The sequence below is a fragment of the uncultured Amaricoccus sp. genome, from assembly GCF_937891315.1.
Classification (GTDB): Bacteria; Pseudomonadota; Alphaproteobacteria; order Rhodobacterales; family Rhodobacteraceae; genus Amaricoccus.
In genome coordinates this window covers 7,858-25,495 of sequence record NZ_CALAGI010000052.1, presented here as the reverse complement: position 1 = coordinate 25,495, position 17,638 = coordinate 7,858, and the positions used below count along the sequence as shown (strand labels likewise).

9 protein-coding genes and 1 tRNA gene are annotated in these 17,638 nt (G+C 68.1%); 5 read left to right on the top strand and 5 right to left on the bottom strand.

Translation table 11 applies throughout. The annotated features are described in order from the left end of the window. Positions 1–149 precede the first annotated feature (149 nt). Together Q0480_RS04460 and Q0480_RS04455 are read right to left on the bottom strand one after the other, a co-directional pair. On the bottom strand, positions 150–1,856 hold the full coding sequence (locus Q0480_RS04460) for a bifunctional sulfate adenylyltransferase/adenylylsulfate kinase (protein WP_299131128.1): 1,707 nt from the start codon (positions 1,854–1,856) through the stop codon (positions 150–152). Positions 1,857–2,305: 449 nt separating this feature from the next. Beyond that, positions 2,306–2,707: a hypothetical protein gene (locus tag Q0480_RS04455; RefSeq protein WP_299131104.1), complete on the bottom strand. Its 402-nt coding sequence runs from the start codon at positions 2,705–2,707 to the stop codon at positions 2,306–2,308. A 149-nt stretch (positions 2,708–2,856) separates the two neighbouring features. Between Q0480_RS04455 and Q0480_RS04450 the strand changes: the two genes are divergently transcribed. Next, positions 2,857–2,946 (top strand) — tRNA-Ser (locus tag Q0480_RS04450). A 495-nt stretch (positions 2,947–3,441) separates the two neighbouring features. On the opposite strand, the gene Q0480_RS04445 is transcribed toward Q0480_RS04450, so the two are convergent. The 3 genes from Q0480_RS04445 to Q0480_RS04435 all read right to left on the bottom strand — a co-directional run bounded on the left by Q0480_RS04445 (position 3,442) and on the right by Q0480_RS04435 (position 6,918). Continuing rightward, complete coding sequence (locus tag Q0480_RS04445) at positions 3,442–3,750, bottom strand: HigA family addiction module antitoxin (RefSeq protein ID WP_299131103.1); 309 nt, start codon at positions 3,748–3,750, stop codon at positions 3,442–3,444. A gap of 13 nt (positions 3,751–3,763) precedes the next feature. Then, positions 3,764–4,060 (bottom strand): type II toxin-antitoxin system RelE/ParE family toxin, encoded by a 297-nt coding sequence (locus Q0480_RS04440; protein ID WP_299131102.1) that lies wholly within the window; start codon positions 4,058–4,060, stop codon positions 3,764–3,766. A gap of 269 nt (positions 4,061–4,329) precedes the next feature. After that, complete coding sequence (locus Q0480_RS04435) at positions 4,330–6,918, bottom strand: trypsin-like peptidase domain-containing protein (protein ID WP_299131101.1); 2,589 nt, start codon at positions 6,916–6,918, stop codon at positions 4,330–4,332. Positions 6,919–7,177: 259 nt separating this feature from the next. On the opposite strand from Q0480_RS04435, the gene Q0480_RS04430 reads away from it, so the two are divergent. Genes Q0480_RS04430 through Q0480_RS04415 form a run of 4 tightly spaced genes read left to right on the top strand, consistent with a single transcriptional unit; the run spans position 7,178 to position 17,626 of the window. Further along, positions 7,178–14,320, top strand: a complete 7,143-nt coding sequence (locus Q0480_RS04430) for a hypothetical protein (RefSeq protein ID WP_299131100.1) — start codon at positions 7,178–7,180, stop codon at positions 14,318–14,320. Then, a complete protein-coding gene (locus tag Q0480_RS04425) occupies positions 14,314–16,068 on the top strand; it encodes a hypothetical protein (RefSeq protein ID WP_299131099.1) in 1,755 nt (584 codons plus the stop codon). The genes Q0480_RS04430 and Q0480_RS04425 overlap by 7 nt, the downstream gene beginning before the upstream one ends. Then, complete coding sequence (locus Q0480_RS04420) at positions 16,065–16,658, top strand: SCO family protein (RefSeq protein WP_299131098.1); 594 nt, start codon at positions 16,065–16,067, stop codon at positions 16,656–16,658. The genes Q0480_RS04425 and Q0480_RS04420 overlap by 4 nt, the downstream gene beginning before the upstream one ends. After that, the gene (locus tag Q0480_RS04415; protein WP_299131097.1) at positions 16,655–17,626 is read left to right on the top strand and encodes a hypothetical protein; all 972 of its coding nucleotides are present in this window, start codon (positions 16,655–16,657) and stop codon (positions 17,624–17,626) included. The genes Q0480_RS04420 and Q0480_RS04415 overlap by 4 nt, the downstream gene beginning before the upstream one ends. Positions 17,627–17,638: the final 12 nt, after the last annotated feature.

The window sequence follows — 17,638 nt, the reverse complement described above, 5'->3', positions numbered from 1 at the left end:
CGGACCGATCCTATACCAACGGCCACGCCGGCTGACTCTTGCTCAGGGGTCGGACAAAAGCCCCAGCCGGGCGTTGGGCGTGACGAATGGGCCGCCGGTCTCGACCGTCGGCGAGACCGGCCGCGGACGGCGTGGAAGGTCGACCCGCGTCAGGCCCGGATGAGGCCCATGTTCTCGAGCTTCAGGATCACCTGCTGCGCGCAGTAGTCGACGTCGAACCCTTCGGTGTCGAGCCGGACTTCCGGCGCTTCCGGCACGTCATAGGGGTCCGAAATGCCGGTGAATTCCTTGATCTTGCCCTCGCGCGCCAGCTTGTAGAGACCCTTGCGGTCGCGTTTCTCGCATTCCTCGAGGCTGGTCGCGACATGCACCTCGACGAAGGCGCCGAACTGCTCGATCTCCTCGCGGACGGCCCGGCGGGTCGCGGCGTAGGGCGCGATCGGCGCGCAGATCGCGATGCCGCCGTTCTTGGTGATCTCGGAGGCGACATAGCCGATGCGGCGGATATTGATGTTGCGATGCTCCTTGGAGAAGCCGAGCTCGGAGGAGAGATGCTTGCGCACCAGATCACCGTCGAGCAGCGTCACCGGGCGCCCGCCCATCTCCATCAGCTTGATCATCAGCGCGTTCGCCACCGTCGACTTGCCGGACCCCGACAGGCCGGTGAAGAACAGCGTGAAGCCCTGACGCGCACGCGGCGGGCTGGTCCGCCGCAGCTCCGCCACCACGCCGGGGAAGCTGAACCATTCGGGAATGTCGAGCCCCTCGCGCAGGCGGCGGCGGAGTTCGGTGCCGGAGATGTCGAGGATGGTCTGGCCCGCCGCGACCTCGTCGCGCGGCTCGTACTGCGCCTTCTCCTGGACATAGACCATCTGCTTGAAGTCGACCATCTCGACTCCGATCTCGTCCTGGTGCTTGCGGAACAGGTCCTGCGCGTCATAGGGGCCGTAGAAATTCTTGCCCTGGCTGTTCTTGCCGGGGCCGGCATGGTCGCGGCCGACGATCATGTGCGTGCAGCCGTGGTTCCTCCGGATGATGCCGTGCCACACCGCCTCGCGCGGGCCGCCCATGCGCATCGCGAGATTGAGCAGCGACAGCGCGGTGGTCGAGGCGGGATACTGGTCAAGCACCGCCTCGTAGCAGCGCACCCGGGTGAAATGGTCGATGTCGCCGGGCTTGGTCATGCCGACCACCGGATGGATGAGCAGGTTCGCCTGCGCCTCGCGCGCGGCGCGGAACGTCAGCTCCTGATGCGCGCGGTGCAGCGGGTTCCGGGTCTGGAACGCCACGATCCGCCGCCAGCCGAGCTTGCGGAAGAAGGCGCGCAACTCGTTCGGCGTGTCGCGCCGCGCCTTGAAATCGTAGTGGACCGGCTGCTGGATGCCGGTGATGGCGCCGCCGAGATAGACCGGCCCGGCCTTGTGATGGAGGTAGTTCACCGCCGGATGCGCGATGTCGTCGGCGCCGAACACCTTCTCGGCCTCGCGCGCCTTGTCGGGCGTCCATTTGTCGCTGATCGACAGGATGGCGAGGATCACGCCCTCGGGATCGCGGAGCGCGATGTCCCCGCCGGGCGCGACCTTGTCCGCGAAGGCCTGGCTGACATCGAGTGTGACCGGCATCGGCCAGAGCGTGCCGTCGGCGAGCCGCATCTCCTCGACGACGCCGTTGTAGTCGGCTTCGCCGAGGAAGCCTCCGAGCGGCGAGAAACCACCGTTCATCAAGAGTTCGAGGTCGCAGACCTGGCGGGGTGTCAGATCCCACGAAGGCAGGCCGCCGGCCTCCAGCTTCAGCCTGGCGGCGCTCTCCGGGGAGGCATAGAGCTCCGGCAGGGGACCGAAAACGTTGGCTGGCATCTTGTTGTCCTTGGTCGCCGCGTCCACGGTCGACATATTCCCGTCAGGCATCGCGAAACCCTCGTCGCGTGATTCGATTGGCTGGCGTGCTAGCACCCGCCGAGGGCAGGGTCAAAGCACGGCCAGCGGGCGAATGCGAATTAATTGCTGCGCGGCAACATGGGCACGATCCCTCGCACACTCCGCCGTAACGGGACGTTATTCTTGACGGAATCCCGGGGCGATGGGGGGCAGGGCGCTGGATTCAGACAGCAATCCGTCACCCGGTCGCCGAGTACCGTCAGGGCCGGGAGCACGGCGGCCGGCGGGGTTTTCCGGAAGATCATCGCCCGGGACGGAGATCGCCGGAACATGGTTCCCGCGCCGCCGAAGCCGCGTGCGCCGGGAGGGCCAGGGCCGCGGGCATCGGGGCTTTCCTCACCGTGTCGCGCTGGCGGCGAATGCCGGGGTCAGGGCGCGACGAGTCTCGGCTCGCGGCGGACGGCGGTGATCCGCACGCGCTCCGGTGTCGCGTCGATGCCGAGCAGTTCGGCGGCGGCGTTCGAAAGCCGCGCCTCGCCCGCGGTCCCGCCGGAATAGAGCGCGACGGTGACCTTGGCGCCGTTCGCGAGGTTCTCGATCTCGGCGCGTTCGGGACGCCGCAGGCCGGGCACGGTCGCCCAGAGCCCCTGCGCGCCTTTCGGTCGATCCCGCCGGCCGAGCATCTCGCGCGAGAAGGCGGCGGGTGCGTCGGCATCGTCGAAGGTGACGCCGAAAGTGTCGGGCCCCGGCCCGCCCGGAGGTTGCCCGGCGGCGCAGGCGGCGAGGATCAGCGCCGCGCCGACCTTCCATGGGTGAAGTCGCCGCGCCACGCCCCACCGCCTTTCCGTTCGGGTTTGCCTCCCGGAGGATGTAGCGGCCCGCCCGGTGCGAGGGAAGGGCCGCCATCCTTTCGCGCGCGCCGCGTCTGGACGCCTCCGTCGCCGACGGCTAGAACGGACCGGCGCCCGGGCGCTCTTTCGGTGGGTTGGCCGAGCGGTTGAAGGCACTAGTCTTGAAAACTAGCGAGGGGGTAACCCCTTCCAGGGTTCGAATCCCTGACCCACCGCCACTTCAGTCTGTAAATATGTGATATCAAACGAGAAATCATCGCGCACCCGCTCGGACAGCGGAAAAAACAGGCAGATTTGCCTGTCTATCCGCCGGTCCGCCGCGATCCAGCTTCGCCGCCACGCTCGCCCGTGCCGCGGTTCGTCTTGCTCGCAGCGGCTTTGGCGGCGGTCGCGCGCTTGGGTGGCTTGGGGATGGCGGGTCCGGTCGTGCCACACATTGTGGCACGACCATGAACCGGCCCGGTTTCTTTCGCGCGAGATTTGCTGACCGCGTGCCGCGCCTTGAGTGCCTCAGCCCGCTTCGCGGCGTCTCGGGCGAACGCGGCGCAGCGCATTCCGCGATGGAGCCCGCCCGGTCGCTGGCACACCGCATCATGCTCGGCCTGCCGCGCCGTCGAGACGCGCGGGCAAAGGGCGGCGCGCAGGGGCACGGTCATGGTGATGTCCCCTTCTCGATATTGGATCGACCCAAACGAGTGAGCCGCTGGCCGCGCTCAGGCCGCATTCCGTAACGGACGCGCACGCTCAACCCGCTCGCGTTCCTTGGGTGTATTCATCACCTCCCAAAGATCGCTGCGCCGCTGCGCGTTGAGCCAGAAGTCCGGGCTGGTGCCGAATACGCGGGCGAGGATCAGCGCCGTCGCAGCCGTCACGTTCCTGCGATTGCCGCAGAGTTCGTTGACGTGCTTGCGCTGAACGCCCATCGCATCGGCGAGCGCGCCTTGTGTCAGTCCCATCGGCCGCATGAACTCTTCGGCCAGTATCTCGCCGACAGTCGCCGGCTTGCGCTTTGTGGTCAGCATGGTTGCCTCGATTTCATCGGTAGCTGTGATCGTCCAGATAAATCCCGTCCGCCTCACCACGTTCGCCATCCCAGCGGAAGATCAACCGCCATTGCTGGTTGACGCGGATGGAATGGAAGCCTGCGAGATTGCCGCGCAGCTTCTCGAAGTGATTGCTGGGCGGCACACGCAAGTCCTGATCGGCCACGGCGTCGTCAATCATCTGGAGCTTGCGGAACAAGCGGGCTTCAAGATCTGGCGGGATGTCGCGGGAACGAACATCATCCACAAAGAAGACCCGAAGCCAGTCGTCTCGAAAGCCCGCGATCACAGGTCCACTCCAATGGTGGGCTAGTGTACCACGCTATAACTCATTCTGCAACGGGAAACGGCCAGGAATAGCCCGGCGGTTCCTCAAGCCGCTCCGACGCCGTGCGCGGCCTGTCATTGCCGGATCCGTGTGTTCCGGCCGCGCCGCCCCTGTCCCCGCGGTCAATAGTCATTGAGGAAATCAAACCCGTTGGTTCAAGCTCTTGTGGATCGGCGTACCCGGTATGCTGATGCCACCCGCCATCACACTGGATTTGCGGGATGAATCCCTCACAAGGCTCGTGCGACGGAGCCCCTCAGCCGCTCTGTCAACTCGCTTCCTGTCAGCGCCTCGCACAGGTTGCCACCCGACGCGGTTCCCTTGCTTCGAGCCAGATTGCGCGGTTTGCCTGCCATGCCGGTTGTCGCGGCGACCAGATCGGGCCAGTCACCTTCATAGCCGGGTATGGCCCCGGTTCTGGTTTCCGCGCCGAGGCGCAGGACCGTATATCCGGCGGGGTTTGAGACAACCGGCATCAGCCAGAAGTTCCGTTCGGGGGGCAATTGCTGTTTCGGGAGCGCGGTCGCGCGCGCTATCAGGCATCCGGCACCGGCTGCCAGGACCATCGTCCGGGGCAGGTCGGGGCCGGTCAGCAGGTCGAGAACCTGACGCAATGGTCCATCTTTCGCCGAGCTGCGCAGGCGCGGCTCAAGATTGGCCAGAGCCTGCTTGACGAGCGGTGCCACCCGGCGCTCGAGATAGTCAGACCCGTCGACGCCGGAGCCGGCGTAGGCGGCGGCGACCCGCTCGGCCTCGGTCCGCAGCCTCAGCACCCAGGTGGCGATTTCATCGAAGCCGTAAAGGACATGCATCGGATAGATGCGCGCCTGCTTCAGCCGCTTGGTCATCTGCCCGGCGATGCGCGCGACCAGCTCACTGCCGAGGAACGGGTCGTGATGGATGAGCAGCAGGGCATCGTAGGATGCGCGGAACTCCTCGCTCTTGAGGAAGCGCATGGTTTCCATGAGCGGCAAGACCCCCATGGCGAGGGTACCGGAAGTCAGGACGCGGTCGGCCTCGACCGACACGACATGTCCGATCAACTGGCTGCGCCGGGGCATCGGCAGCTTGTCGTCCAGATCGCGCGCCACCAGATTGAAGGCGCTCGACGACGAGGGCGCCAGCCGCAGCGTCCAGGCGTCGATCATCGAATCGGCCCAGTCCTGATAGCTCCACAGCGCGTGGCCGTCGCGGCCTTCGAAGCCGCTCCAGCCCTTGCCCCAGGAGTTCTGGACGATGAAACCCTCGGGGGTGTAGCCGGTGACCGCGAAGGCGTGCTGGCCGATCACGCGCGGGTCGGGCAGGATCCGGCCGTCCGTGTCAGGTTTGATCCATCCCTTGTGTATCCGGGCCGCCATCAGCACGCCGCCGGTTTCCTGCACGGCCATCCGCATGTCGGTGACGCTGCGGCCGACGCGGAAATAGCTGCCCGGCACGCATTTGCGCGCCGCTTTGGCCCGCTCGCGGGTCAGCATCCAATACGGGTCGGTCTCGATCCGCCCCTCGGGGCCTTCAGGGCAGACGCCGTTGTGAAAGAACCCCTTGATCACGCCGCGCAGGCTGGTGCCGCGCAGGCCGGGGATCGCCCATTCGTCCTGCAACCGGGCGTTTTCATGCAGCATCCGCACATTGACGCGGGCGCCGTTGGCAAGCTGCCGCTCGATCACGGCGGCAAGGGCGCAGGCGGCGCAATAGGACAGGCCGCTCTGGTCGCGGATATGGCTGCGCCCGCGCGGCTGGACGGTGTCGCGCGGGCGGCGCAGGCCGGGGACATAGGCAAGGTCGCGAAAATCCGGCCGGTCCTGGGCCAGGCTTGCCAGCAGCGGCTCGTCGCGCAGCTCGTCCATGTCGAGGTCGAGCTGTCGCAGCCGCGACTCGGCGCTCGCGCCCCCCGACAGATCCAGAGGCACCGGGCCGGTTACATGGGAACCGGGCGGAGTGTTCGGGGGCTGGACCATCGCCCCGAATTCCTGATCGTTCTGAAAGACGCTCCGCAGCCCGCACAGGTCGTTCAGCCAGGCGTTTTCTTCTTCCCCGGAACTGCCCCAGACATGCACCCCGAGCAGCGCCCCGTCGCTGAGCGCGATCACCGGGGCGCCCGAAAACCCCGGCAGGGTGGAAGCCATGTGATAGTTCATGGCCGTACGGATGCCGCCGGCCGATACAAACCCCGGAGAGAGGTGCTTGCGACCCAGCGAGCTCTGGCCAAAGACACCATTGCCCGCTCTGGCAATGTTGCCCGCGTCCAGCGGAAAGCCGATCACCGCGATTTTTTCATTATGCTTGGGCGCGCGAATGCCCGGCCCGACCGGGGGCAGGTTCCCGGCGGCATTCAGTTCCAAGAGCAACAGGTCGAATGTCTTGTGACACCAGAGCACCTTTGCGTCGACCGGGCCGCCGTCGAAGACCAGCCGAAGCGGTCGATGGCTGACCCCCGCCGACGCCGTCGCGAAAGGATAGTCGACGACCCCCGCGGTGGGCGGCAGGATAAGGGGCAGGATATGCCGCGCCGTCAGCGCCAGCGGCCGCGGGCCGGGAATGCGAAAGGCGGTGCCGATGCGGATGCGTCCGCCGTTGTCGGTCTCGTATTCCAGCCAGCCGACCAGAGGCGCCCATGCCGTGGCCACGGCCTGCATCGATTGCGCCTCGCCCTGCCAGTTCGAGGCGTCCGAAAGCGGTGCCCCGAGCCGCGTCCCGCTCAGCGGGTAAGCGGGATTGAACTGGCCGTTCAGATTGAGCACCGATTCCAGCAGGAAGCGTTGGAATTCAGGGCTTTCGGTTTGCGTATCGCTATCGTCGCGGGGGCTGCGGGCACGCATGTCGGGCCTCTCGGCGGGATGGCTTGCCCCGAAAGCGTATCACGAATCATTTTCTGTCGCGGATATTTGAAGTATTTATGGCGGATCGAGTGCTTTTTTTTGCCTCCAGGTTCCGCGGCCGGGTTTTCTGGCCAAAGCTATTGCAGATTTTCACCTGTAGATGGGTGCGGTCATGTCATGTCGTTTTTTCGCGGCTGTTTTGTTTGTTGGTTTGGCCGCGCCGGCGAACGCGGAGGTTCCCGCTTCATCCGCCAAGGACTTGCCACAGCACGAATTCGCCAGGCATTGCCGCGAGCAGCGCGAGGCATTGAAGACGGATCTGGGTGAGGAGGGCAGGCTGATCTGCGCCGATATCGGCGCGGTCGAGCAGACGCTGGTCTACAACCGCTTCGGTTCGTTCAATCCGTTCGGCATGATCTTCGCGCTCAAGCGCGATCTGGTGGCGATCGACGGCACCAACAGCGGCGCGTTGACGGCGCAGGACTGCGATGGCCTCGGCGGCGCCGACGCGGGCGGCCCGGGCAGCCTGACACCGGGCAATGCGCGGCTGCGCGATTGCAAGCGGCCAAGGCCGCTGGTGCTGCGGGCCAATGTCGGCGACATGCTGCTGGTGCGGGTGGAAAATCTCCTCAAGCCCGAAGCGGCGCCCGATTTTTCCAGTGATTTCTGCAAGACCGCCCCCCGCGATGACGGCGCCGCCAAGCTGAAGCCGGCGGTCTCGACCGGCGATGCAAGCCAGTTGGACCATCGCGAGGTTACCTGCCCCGCCCCCTCTGCCAAGGACGAAATCGGGGCGGAAACCTCCGAACTGTCCGATTGGCCCGCGACCCGGGGCGTGAATTTCGTCGTTCAGGGGCTGATGCCGCTGTCTCTGGACGGGCGGCCGCCGCGCGGGGCCTGCATGGGTTTCGACGCGGCGCGGCCGGGCGAGCATTTCGAGTGCCTTTACCGCGTCACCGTCGAGGGGCCGCATTTTCTGGCCAGCAACGCCGCGCCCACGGGCGGAGAGGGCGCCGGCGGCGGCATCGTGCACGGGCTGTTCGGCGCCATTGTTGCCGAGCGCGCGGGCACGCGCTGGTATCGTGGCCAGTTGACCAAGGCAGAATTCGATGACTTCTGGACGCCCGCCGGCGAAGGCAAGCCGGTTCATGCCCGCCAGGGCGACCCGCTCTATGAGGTGGTCGATGCCGGGGGCGTGCCCCTTGTCGCCATGGCGCGGCCGCTGGATGTCGCCCCGGTGGCGACCGGCGAGCGCCGGGCCCAGGCAGGTTTCCGCGACTCGCGCGTGCTGGAACTGGTCCATACCGACCTGAACGGCATCGTCTATTGCGATCCCGGTTGGGCGACCGCCAAGGAAAGCAATAACGGCGGCTGCGATCGTCCGAAACCTGCCTACAGCACGGCCCCGGCGGACCAGCCGACCGCCGCCGCCCTGCCGCAATCCTTCCGCGAGTTCTCGGTCTTCTTCCATGACGAATTGAAGACCTTCTACACCCGCAATTTCGAGGAACTGGGCCGGCTTGGCCAGCTTGCCGGGGTGCGCGACGGCTTCGGCATCAACTACGGCGCCAGCGGCATGGGGGCGCTGCTGCTGGCCAACCGCAAGGGCATCGGCCCGGCGGCGAGCTGCGCCGAATGCCTCTACGAGGAATTCTTCCTGAGTTCATGGGCCAACGGCGATCCGGCGCTGCTGGAATGGTTCCCGGACGATCCGTCCAACGTGCATCATTCCTATCTGAACGATCCGGTGGTGTTTCGCAATTTCCACGCCGGGCCCAAGGAAACCCATGTCTTTCACCTGCACGCGCATCAATGGTTCGCGGGCAACGATCCCTCGCGCGGCAGCTATCTGGACAGCCAGACCGTCGCGCCGCAGCAGGGCTTCACCTACAACATCTACAGCGGCGGGCTGAACAACGGCGAGGGCGGCTGGCAGGATGGCGGCTCGGGCAACCGCAACCGCACGGTGGGGGATTCGATCTTTCACTGCCATCTCTACCCGCATTTCGCCCAAGGGATGTGGGCGCTTTGGCGGGTGCATGACGTGCTGGAGGACGGCAGCCGCAAGCTGCCCGACGGGCAGGCCGAGGCGGGACTGTCCCTGACCTTGCGCAACAGCGACGACCGGATCCATCTGCGCATGGGCAGCGTCGATCCGGTCACCGGGCGCTGGATCGCGAATGCCAAGGGCACGCCGGTTCCCGCGCTCGTCCCCCTGCCGGGAGAGCCGCTGCCGCTGCTGCCGCTCTATGCGCCGGATCCGGTGACGCCGAAGGCGGCGCAGGACGAGGCGGCCCTGCGCCGCGACATGCCGCGACCCGCCGTTGCGCAAACCGGCGGGCCAGAGCGCATCTATCGGGCCGCCGCGACCGAAACCGCCGACCAACCCGAGACGGTAACGCCGGCGCCCGAGGACGTGGCACCCAAGGATGTGGCGGCGATGCCCGGCTATCCCTTCTACATCGGCGGACAGCCCGGCCACCGCCCGCCGCAACCGCCGCTGGACATGGCGAAGGATACGACGGATTCCAGGCCCGGCAGCTACGACGGGCTGTTTTCCGGCGGGCTGGGCCGCCATGTCGTCACCTCGGGCGAGGCGGAATATGGCAGAAAGCCGCTGGATGGCGACCGGGCCGCGAAACTCGCCAAGGCGCGCGCGGCTTTCGATGCCGCGCCTTCGGATTCCGACGCCACGCGCAAGCTCGAGCGGCTCAGCGCGCAACTGGTCGCCCGGGCCTTCGCGCTCGGCGATCTGTCGGGACATCTGAAGCACGGCGCCAGCATCACTACGCTGGATGAGGACGGCACGCCGCTGGAGCGCGCCGCGATGGGCTTCCACCACGACGGCGAAATCTACAACCCGCGTTCCGGCGGGCCGGTCCCGCTGGCGATGCAGGATGCTTTCGGCAACGCGGCCGGGATCGTCTCGGGCGGCTATGCCTCGAAGGAGGCGCCAAGACCGGATGAAGGAATGCCACAGGCCAGGCCCTTCATGGTGAACGGCGCCCCGCCCAAGCCCGGCGCGCCCTTTGCCGATCCCTGCGGCGGCGCCCCGGGGCGGAACGATGCCAAATCGACGAACGATCCCTTGGACGGCACATTGGCCGGGTATTTCGCCGACCGGGATCTGGCCGGGTTCCGGCGCTACGAGGCTTCGGCGGTGCAGTTCGACATGATCGTGAACGGCGCCGGCTGGCACGATCCGCAGGCCCGCGTCAACGTGCTGACCGCGGACGGCAATTCGGACCGCTACAAGAAGGCCATTGCCGGCCCCCGCCGCGCCTCGCCCACGATCAGCGATCAGGAGGAGCCGTTCTTCTTCCGCGCGCTCTCGGGCGAATGCATCGAGTTCCGCCATACCAACGAATTGCCGAAGGAACTGGATCTGGACGATTTTCAGGTCCGCACGCCGACCGACACCATCGGCCAGCACATCCATCTGGTGAAATTCGACGTGACCTCGTCGGACGGTTCGGGCAACGGCTGGAACTACGAGGACGGCACCTTCGCCCCCGACGAGATCATGTCGCGGCGCTGCGCGGCGACCAACCTGCTCGCGGGTCAGGGCACCGCCCTGCCGACCGCGGCGGAATGCAAGGACTGGGAAGGCCGCAAGGACAACTGGCGCCTGCCGCTGTCCACAAACCGCGACAAGTTCCAGACCACGGTGCAACGCTGGTTCGCCGATCCGATGACCACCCGCACCTCGGACGGCGGCGAGGTGGACCGGACCATGCGCACGGTCTTCAGCCATGACCATTTCGGCCCGTCCTCGATCCAGCAGCACGGGTTCTATACCGCGCTGCTGATCGAGCCGCGGGCTAACACGGAACAGACGGGCGGGGTGACCGCGGCGGGCGGCTTCGGCGGCAACGATGGCGGGCACCAGCAGCCAAGCGAGCCGACCCGGATCTGCCAGCCCTTCGGCGCCGGATGCGAAACCGGGCAGGCCGCGAATGCCGACGGCACCTATCCGCTGCAACAGGGAACCCCGGCGCTGGTCGGCGCGCATCGCGTCGTGCTGGTCGATGGGCCGGACGATCCGCTGCACCCCGACTATCGCGAATTCGCGCTGGCCATCGCCGATTTCGCCCTGCTCTACGATCCGCGCGACCGCCAGACCGAGGCGCAGGCCCTGGCCTCGGGATCGAAGGGCATGGCGCGGCTGTTATGCGAGGGGCGCAACCGTCGCGATCCGCGGGCGCTGCTGGATTGCGCCTCGGCCGAGGACGAACCGGCCCTGGAAAACAAGGCCGGCGTCTGGCGCGCGGCTGAACTGACCGCGCCCGCCTGGCTGGCCGGCGGCATGGCCGGTGACGGCGACCACAACAGCGGGTTGCTCGACCTGATCACGCGGACCGATCTTGAGGACCTGAGCGCGCATTTTCTGAACTATCGCCGCCAGGCCGCCGGGATGCTGGACAAGAACGACAATATCGGCGCCGTGCTTGCCTCGCCGGTGGCTCCGCCCGAACGGCCCGAGGCGATTTCGGTCGATCACCACGACCCCTATCTGGTGAATTACCGCAATGCCCCGATCCCGGTCCGCATCGGCACGGAACTGGCCAGCCGGCTGCCCTCGACCGATTGCGAGCCCAAGGGGATGAATGCCCCGCTCAGCCTGCAGCCCAAAGCGGCCACCGGGGACAGCAAGGTCGTGAAGGCGCTGAAAAACGGCGGTTTCAACCGCTGCTCGCTGACCTATCAGATGAGCGGCGATTTTGGCGATCTGGGCTGGGCGTTCAGTTCCTGGGGCCGCTGGTATGACGAGGCCAACCCCGACGACCCGGACGACTCCGGCGGCTGGAGGCCGGATGTCGCGGGGCGAGAGCCCGACACGCCGATCCTTCCGGCCGTGCAGGGCGATCGCATGGTGATCCGGCTGATCCAGGGCGCGCAAGAGGTGCAGCACACCTTCAACGTCGCGGGCCTGCCGTTCCGGCGCAATATCGACCAGATCTTTTCGCAGGGCATGACCGACATCGGCCGGACCGAACCCGACCCGCGCGCGGACTGTTTCGACGCGGTGCGCATCAGCTATCCCGAGGAATACGAGGACTGGCTGAAATGGAACGAGCGGCGGGAACGGGACGGCTCCTCCCCGCCGGACGCGGCGAAATGGGACAAGATCAAGGCCACGCTGGCGCGCTGCGACAATGTGGAAGGGTACAACTTCGCGCAGGCGATCGGCATTTCGGAACATTTCGAGATGCGCGGCAGGCCGCGCGCCGACGTGTCCTCGGCCGAGGCTGTGCGTCCGGAGAGAGCACGCCTCTCCGAGGATATGGGATCGGCCGAGAAGGGCAGCCCCAGCCTGTCGGATTATCTCTACAATTTCGGCTCGATCGACTCGCTCTGGAATGGCGCCTGGGGCTTCATCCGCGTCCATGTCGAGAATGCCGGGGACGCGCCCCCGCCGGTGCGTGGTTTCCCCACGACCGGTACGGACCCGAACCCCGCGGACCCGAACCCCGCGGACACCGAAACCGCGGGCAGTCGATCCGGCGATCCGGCGACCGATGAACGATCCTATCCAGCGACCTGTCCACTGCCGAGTGATGAGCACGGCGTGACCTATACCACCGGCATCGCGGTGGCGCTGCGCACCGCCGATGTCTGGCCGGGCGGCACCGATTTCGGCAACGGCCAGAGCGACCCGGACGGGCTGATGCTGGCGCTGCTGCCCTCGGATTCCCTGTCCGCCAAAGGCGCGGGTGGGTTCCTGGATGAAGGCGCCTTGCGCGATGACGGCACCCGCGCTAGCGGCCCATGGAAGGGCATTGGCCGCGCCGCCGTCATCGCGGCGGTCAAGGCCCATTACGGCGGCCGGGCCGAACCCTTCGTGATGCGGGTCAATGCCGGCGATTGCGTGCAGTTGCGCTATATCAACCTGCTGGGCGGGGCCGCGGGCGACCGCTACCTGCCCGACGGTTTCGGCGATGCGCTGATGCCCCGGATCGCGCCGCTGAACGTCGATCCCGTTCCGCTGGTCCAGGTCGACGAGGGTGGCAGGACCGTCTCCGCCGCGCTTTCCACCGCGAGCCATCTGGTCAGGCCCTCGACCATGCTCGGGCTCAGCATCGGGCTGCCGGGGGGCGAGCTGATCCGCGATCTGCCGCTGGGCTATGGCCGCAACCGGCAGGCGATGGAGGCCGGCGGCGGGACAACCGTCGATGCCAGCCCGGCATTCAGCTTCTACGCCGGACGGATGCGGCTGGACGTGGACAAGAAGGGGACGGGCGTCAATCCCGGCGACTCGGATGCGACGGCCATCGCCACCTATGTCACGCAGGATGCCAATACCCCGCAGGCCCTCGCCGAGATCAGCGCCGACAGCGGGCTGGCGAATATTACCAGCATCGGGGTGAGTAAGAACGACGGTCAGCAGCCGCTGTCGATCCTGGGCCAACCCGCCTCGCTGGCCGTGACGGCGGGGGGGCGGACCGTCGATGACCCGCCGTCGGCGCTGATCAAGATCATGCAGGCCCGCGTCACCGCCGAGATCGACCGGAACACGCATTGGATCCCCTATGCCTTCGGGCCGGTGCCGGTCCGGGCGACGGGGGACATGATCTCGCATGTGCCGCATGGGCTCATCGGCGTGATCGACGTGCTGCCACAGGACTGGCCGCTGGCAGAGGCCGGGACGGTCAAGCCGCTGGCGGATGCCGCGGCCGATCCCGTCATGGAGAAACATCTGGGCTACGACGGCCCGGTCAACTGGCGCACGGCGCTGCCCGTGGCGGGCTTCGGCGCCCCGGTGGATTTCGTGGTGGCCGACAGGGACCAGGACGGGCTGCGCACCCCCGCGATGAATGTCCGGGAATATGTGCTGTTCTGGCAGGACGGGCTGAACCTGCGCGACCGGAACTCGCCGCTGCGCTGGAGCAACGCGGTCGAGGCGGGCAATACGGTCGATCGCGCGCGCTATGCCGCCGCCGGCCCGATGGTGCCCAATTGTCTCATCTGCGACGACAGCTACGATTTCGGCGATGCCGGGGTCAGCTATCGGTCCCCTGCCTTCGCGCCGCTGCTGCGCGCGATCGGGATTCCGGCCGAGGCAAGCGACGATCTGAACCGCGTCGTGTTTCCGCCGAACTTCCTGCGCGACAACGGCGATACCACGCTGTCGGTCGGCAAGGGGCAGCGGATCGTGATCCGCGTCGTCGATCCCGGCGGCCGCGCCCGGCAACATTCCTTCGTGATGAACGGCTACGACTACGACGACCTGTTCCCGGGCTTCGGTTTTCCGCATTCCGCGCTGGTGGGGCCGGGGCTGAGTGTCAGCGCCTGGCTGGCGCCGAAGGCCGGAGAATGCGGGGCGCTGTGGCATGACGGGCCGTTGACGCTGTTCGCCCGCGGTCTCTGGGGCAGGATCGTGACCGAAGGCGGGAAATGCTGAAACGCCTCGGGCTGGGTCTCGGGCTGGGGGCGCTGCTGCTCTGGCCGGGGATCTGTGCCGCGCAGACCCGGCCCGAGACGCGCGGCGCCCTGCGCGCCGCGATCAGCGTCCAGACGCCCGAGGGTGAGCCGCTCGCGGCCATCGAACCCGGCCAGCCCTTCGCCGTGGTGGTCGAGACGCAGGGCGCGGGCGGCACCCCGACCCCGGCACGCCTGCCGCTGATGGGCTGGCTGCGTCTGGCCAGCCCGACGGATCTGTCCTGCGCCGAAAGCGCCGCCGCCTATCGCGCCACCGATCAGGGGCCGAGCGACGGGATCGACCTCAATCGTCCGGTGCTGGGCGTGCTGACCGAGGACGACGTCCTGACCGTGGTCGATCCCGAGCGCAGCCTCGCCTCGGCCAATATCCTCAAGGCGCGGCGTTTCGACTCGCGGCCGGCCGACATAATGGCGGATGCCGCGAACGGGCGCTTTCTCGTCAGCCTGCCGGCCGAGGGGCGCATCATGGCCCAGCCGCCGGTCGGGCCGCTCACCGAGGCTTTTTCCGGTCTCGATCAGCCGCGGACCCTGACCCCGGCCATGGGCAAGGGCATCGCCGCGAAGGTGCGTGAGGGGCTGGTATTGCTGGATGCCTCGGGCGGGCAGCGGCCGCTGAAGGCGGCGCGCAAGCTGGCCAGCGGTCCGGACGGCGCTGGCGCGGTGCTCTATGCCGACCGGATCGAGCTTCATGCCGCGGATGGCGGCGAAGGGGCGGTGATCGAGGCGCCCGGGGCGCTTGACCTGGCGCTCAGCGCCGACGCGGTGATCTGGCTGGCGCCCGACGGATTGCATCTGGCGTGGCGCGACGCGCAGGGGCAGCGCATGGCCATCCCGATCGAGGGCGGGGCCGGCCGGCTGGCCGTCGATCCCGCCGGTCGCTTCGCCTTTGTCTTCGGGGGCGAAATGCGGGGCGCCCTGCTGGTCGATCTGTCGCAGGGGCGGCCGGCGCAGCGCATCGCCGCCCATGCCGAGGTGGCCGAGATCGCCTTTGCCGACGATACCGCCTATCTGCGGCTGGCCGACCAGAGCATGACCGGGATCATCGACTTGCGCCTCGCCGGTGGCGAGGATCCGGCTCCGGTCGGGCAATTCGCCATGGGAGATCCCATGCCCGCCTCGCCGGACGACCAGCGCCTGCTGGTGCCGTTGACGCCCCAACCCGCGCTGCTGGCGCTGCATCCGGGCAACTACACGGCCTTCCGGCTGGATCGCACACAGGCAAGTTCGAACAAGCCGCCGATGGCGGCGCTGGTGTTGCGCGGGGGCACGCCCCGTCAGGTCGCGATCCTGAACCGGGGGCTGGTCGAGACCGCCCGGGGCCGGTTTCGCACCGTGACCTCGCTGCCCGGACCGGGCCGCTATGAGCTGGTGCTGAGCGCGGGCATCGGCCAGGCGTCCTTTTGCGCGATGCTGCCGGTCGCCCGGCCCGACAAGCCCGAGCCGCGATTGGCGCAATTGCGGGCTGAGCCCGAGGCGGACGGCTACCGGCTGGTCCTGACCGATCCCCAGGGAGGGCCAGGCGCCTATCGCCACGGGCGCCTGACGCTCAGCTCGCTGACCGGCAACTGGCGCGATGCCCGCGATTTTTCCTCGGACGCGCGGGGGCGGAGCCCGGTCATCGCGCTACCCGACGGGGGGCCGATCATCGTCACCCTCTCCTTGGCCGACGGCGGCGAGGTCGCACCGCTATTGCTGGAGAACGACCGATGAGAATCGCCGCCTGCCTGCTGCTCGCGCTGACCTGCCCGCCCGTCGCGGCCCATGACATGAAGCAGCATTCGCAGGACGCGGCCGGCACCCGGATCGTCGCCTCCGCCGGTGCCCCGGTCGAGCAGCTGGTCCTGCCCGATATTCCCGTGACGGACAAGGAGGGCGCCACCGCCGGTTTCGTCGGCCGCCTTGCGCAGGTTGGCCCGGTGCTGATCGGGTTTTCCTATACCGGCTGCGTGTCGCTGTGCCCGATCACCCATGCCATCCTCGCCGATGTCGATCAGGGGATGCGCGGATCAAAGACGCCGCCGCTGACCATCGTCACGCTGTCGATCGACCCGGCCAACGACACCCCCGAAAGGCTGGCTGCCACCGCGCGCGAACTGGACGCAAGCCCCCGTTGGCAATGGCTGGTCGCGAGCCCCGCCGATACCCCGGCGCTGCTTTCCGCGCTGGGCGTCGCGTCGGGCCCGATCGAGTCGCATGATCCGGTGTTCCTGCTGGGCGACATGGCCAGCGGCGAGTTTCGCCGCATCGTCGGCCTTCCCGATCCGCGGGAGCTGTTGCGCCTCGCCGGGGCAATGCATTGAAGCCTTGGTACGTGCCGCTGCTGGTGGCGGCGGCGGGGGTGGCTTGGGCCGGGGCGCCGGACGGCGCGGCGGCCTTCCGCCGGGGCGAAGGCCTGTCCGCCGGCATCGCGGGCACTTCGCTGGTGCTGCGCGACCGCGCGGTCGCCTGTGCCGGCTGTCACGGTGTTGACGGGCGTGGCCCCTTTCCCGCGTCCGAGGGGGGGCAGCCGATCCCCCCGATCAACGCCGCCGCCCTTTCCCGTCCCACCGCGGTTCGGCCCGGCTATGACGCGGCCAGTTTCGCGCGGGCGCTGACCGAGGGCGTGGCCAGTGACGGGCGACCGCTCGCGGCCGAGATGCCGCGCTTTCGGAGCGAAGCCGGGATGGCCGAGGCGCTGTTCCTGTTTCTCGGCCAGCTTGACCGCGACGAGACGCGGGGTCTGCTGCCCGACCGGGTGAACCTGTCGCTGCCCACCGGCGAGCCCGCCCATGCCGCCGCGCTGGCGGCCATGGCGGCCTTCAACCGCGGCGACGGGTTCTGGGGGCGCCTGCCCGTCGAAGGCAGCCCCGCCTTTCTGGATCTGGGCGAGGTTCTGGCCGGCCTTTCCGCACGGATCGACGAGGGGCGCCAGGCACGACTGGCCGGCTTGGCCGCGGACATTCCCGACGCATTGCTGCTGACCGAAGCGCCGGAGCCTTCGTCCTTGCCGCGCGACCGTCATATCGTCGCCGACGCGAGGCTGGTGGGGCCATTGGCGCAAACCCTGCGGGAGCGAGGCAACCGCCTGACCCTGCTGGCCCCGCCGCCCGAAGCGATGGCCTGGGCCAGGGCCGAAGGTCTCGGGGCCGACGCGGCCGAGATCCGGATGCTGACCTCTGGCGCGCTTGCCATCCTGGCCGGGCAGGGCCGGGGGTTGTCGCGGTCGCGGGCGCGGCTGGCAATCGACCGGGCCGAACCGGCCGATTGGCTGCGCCGCTATGATTTCTGACGCCGGCGGGGG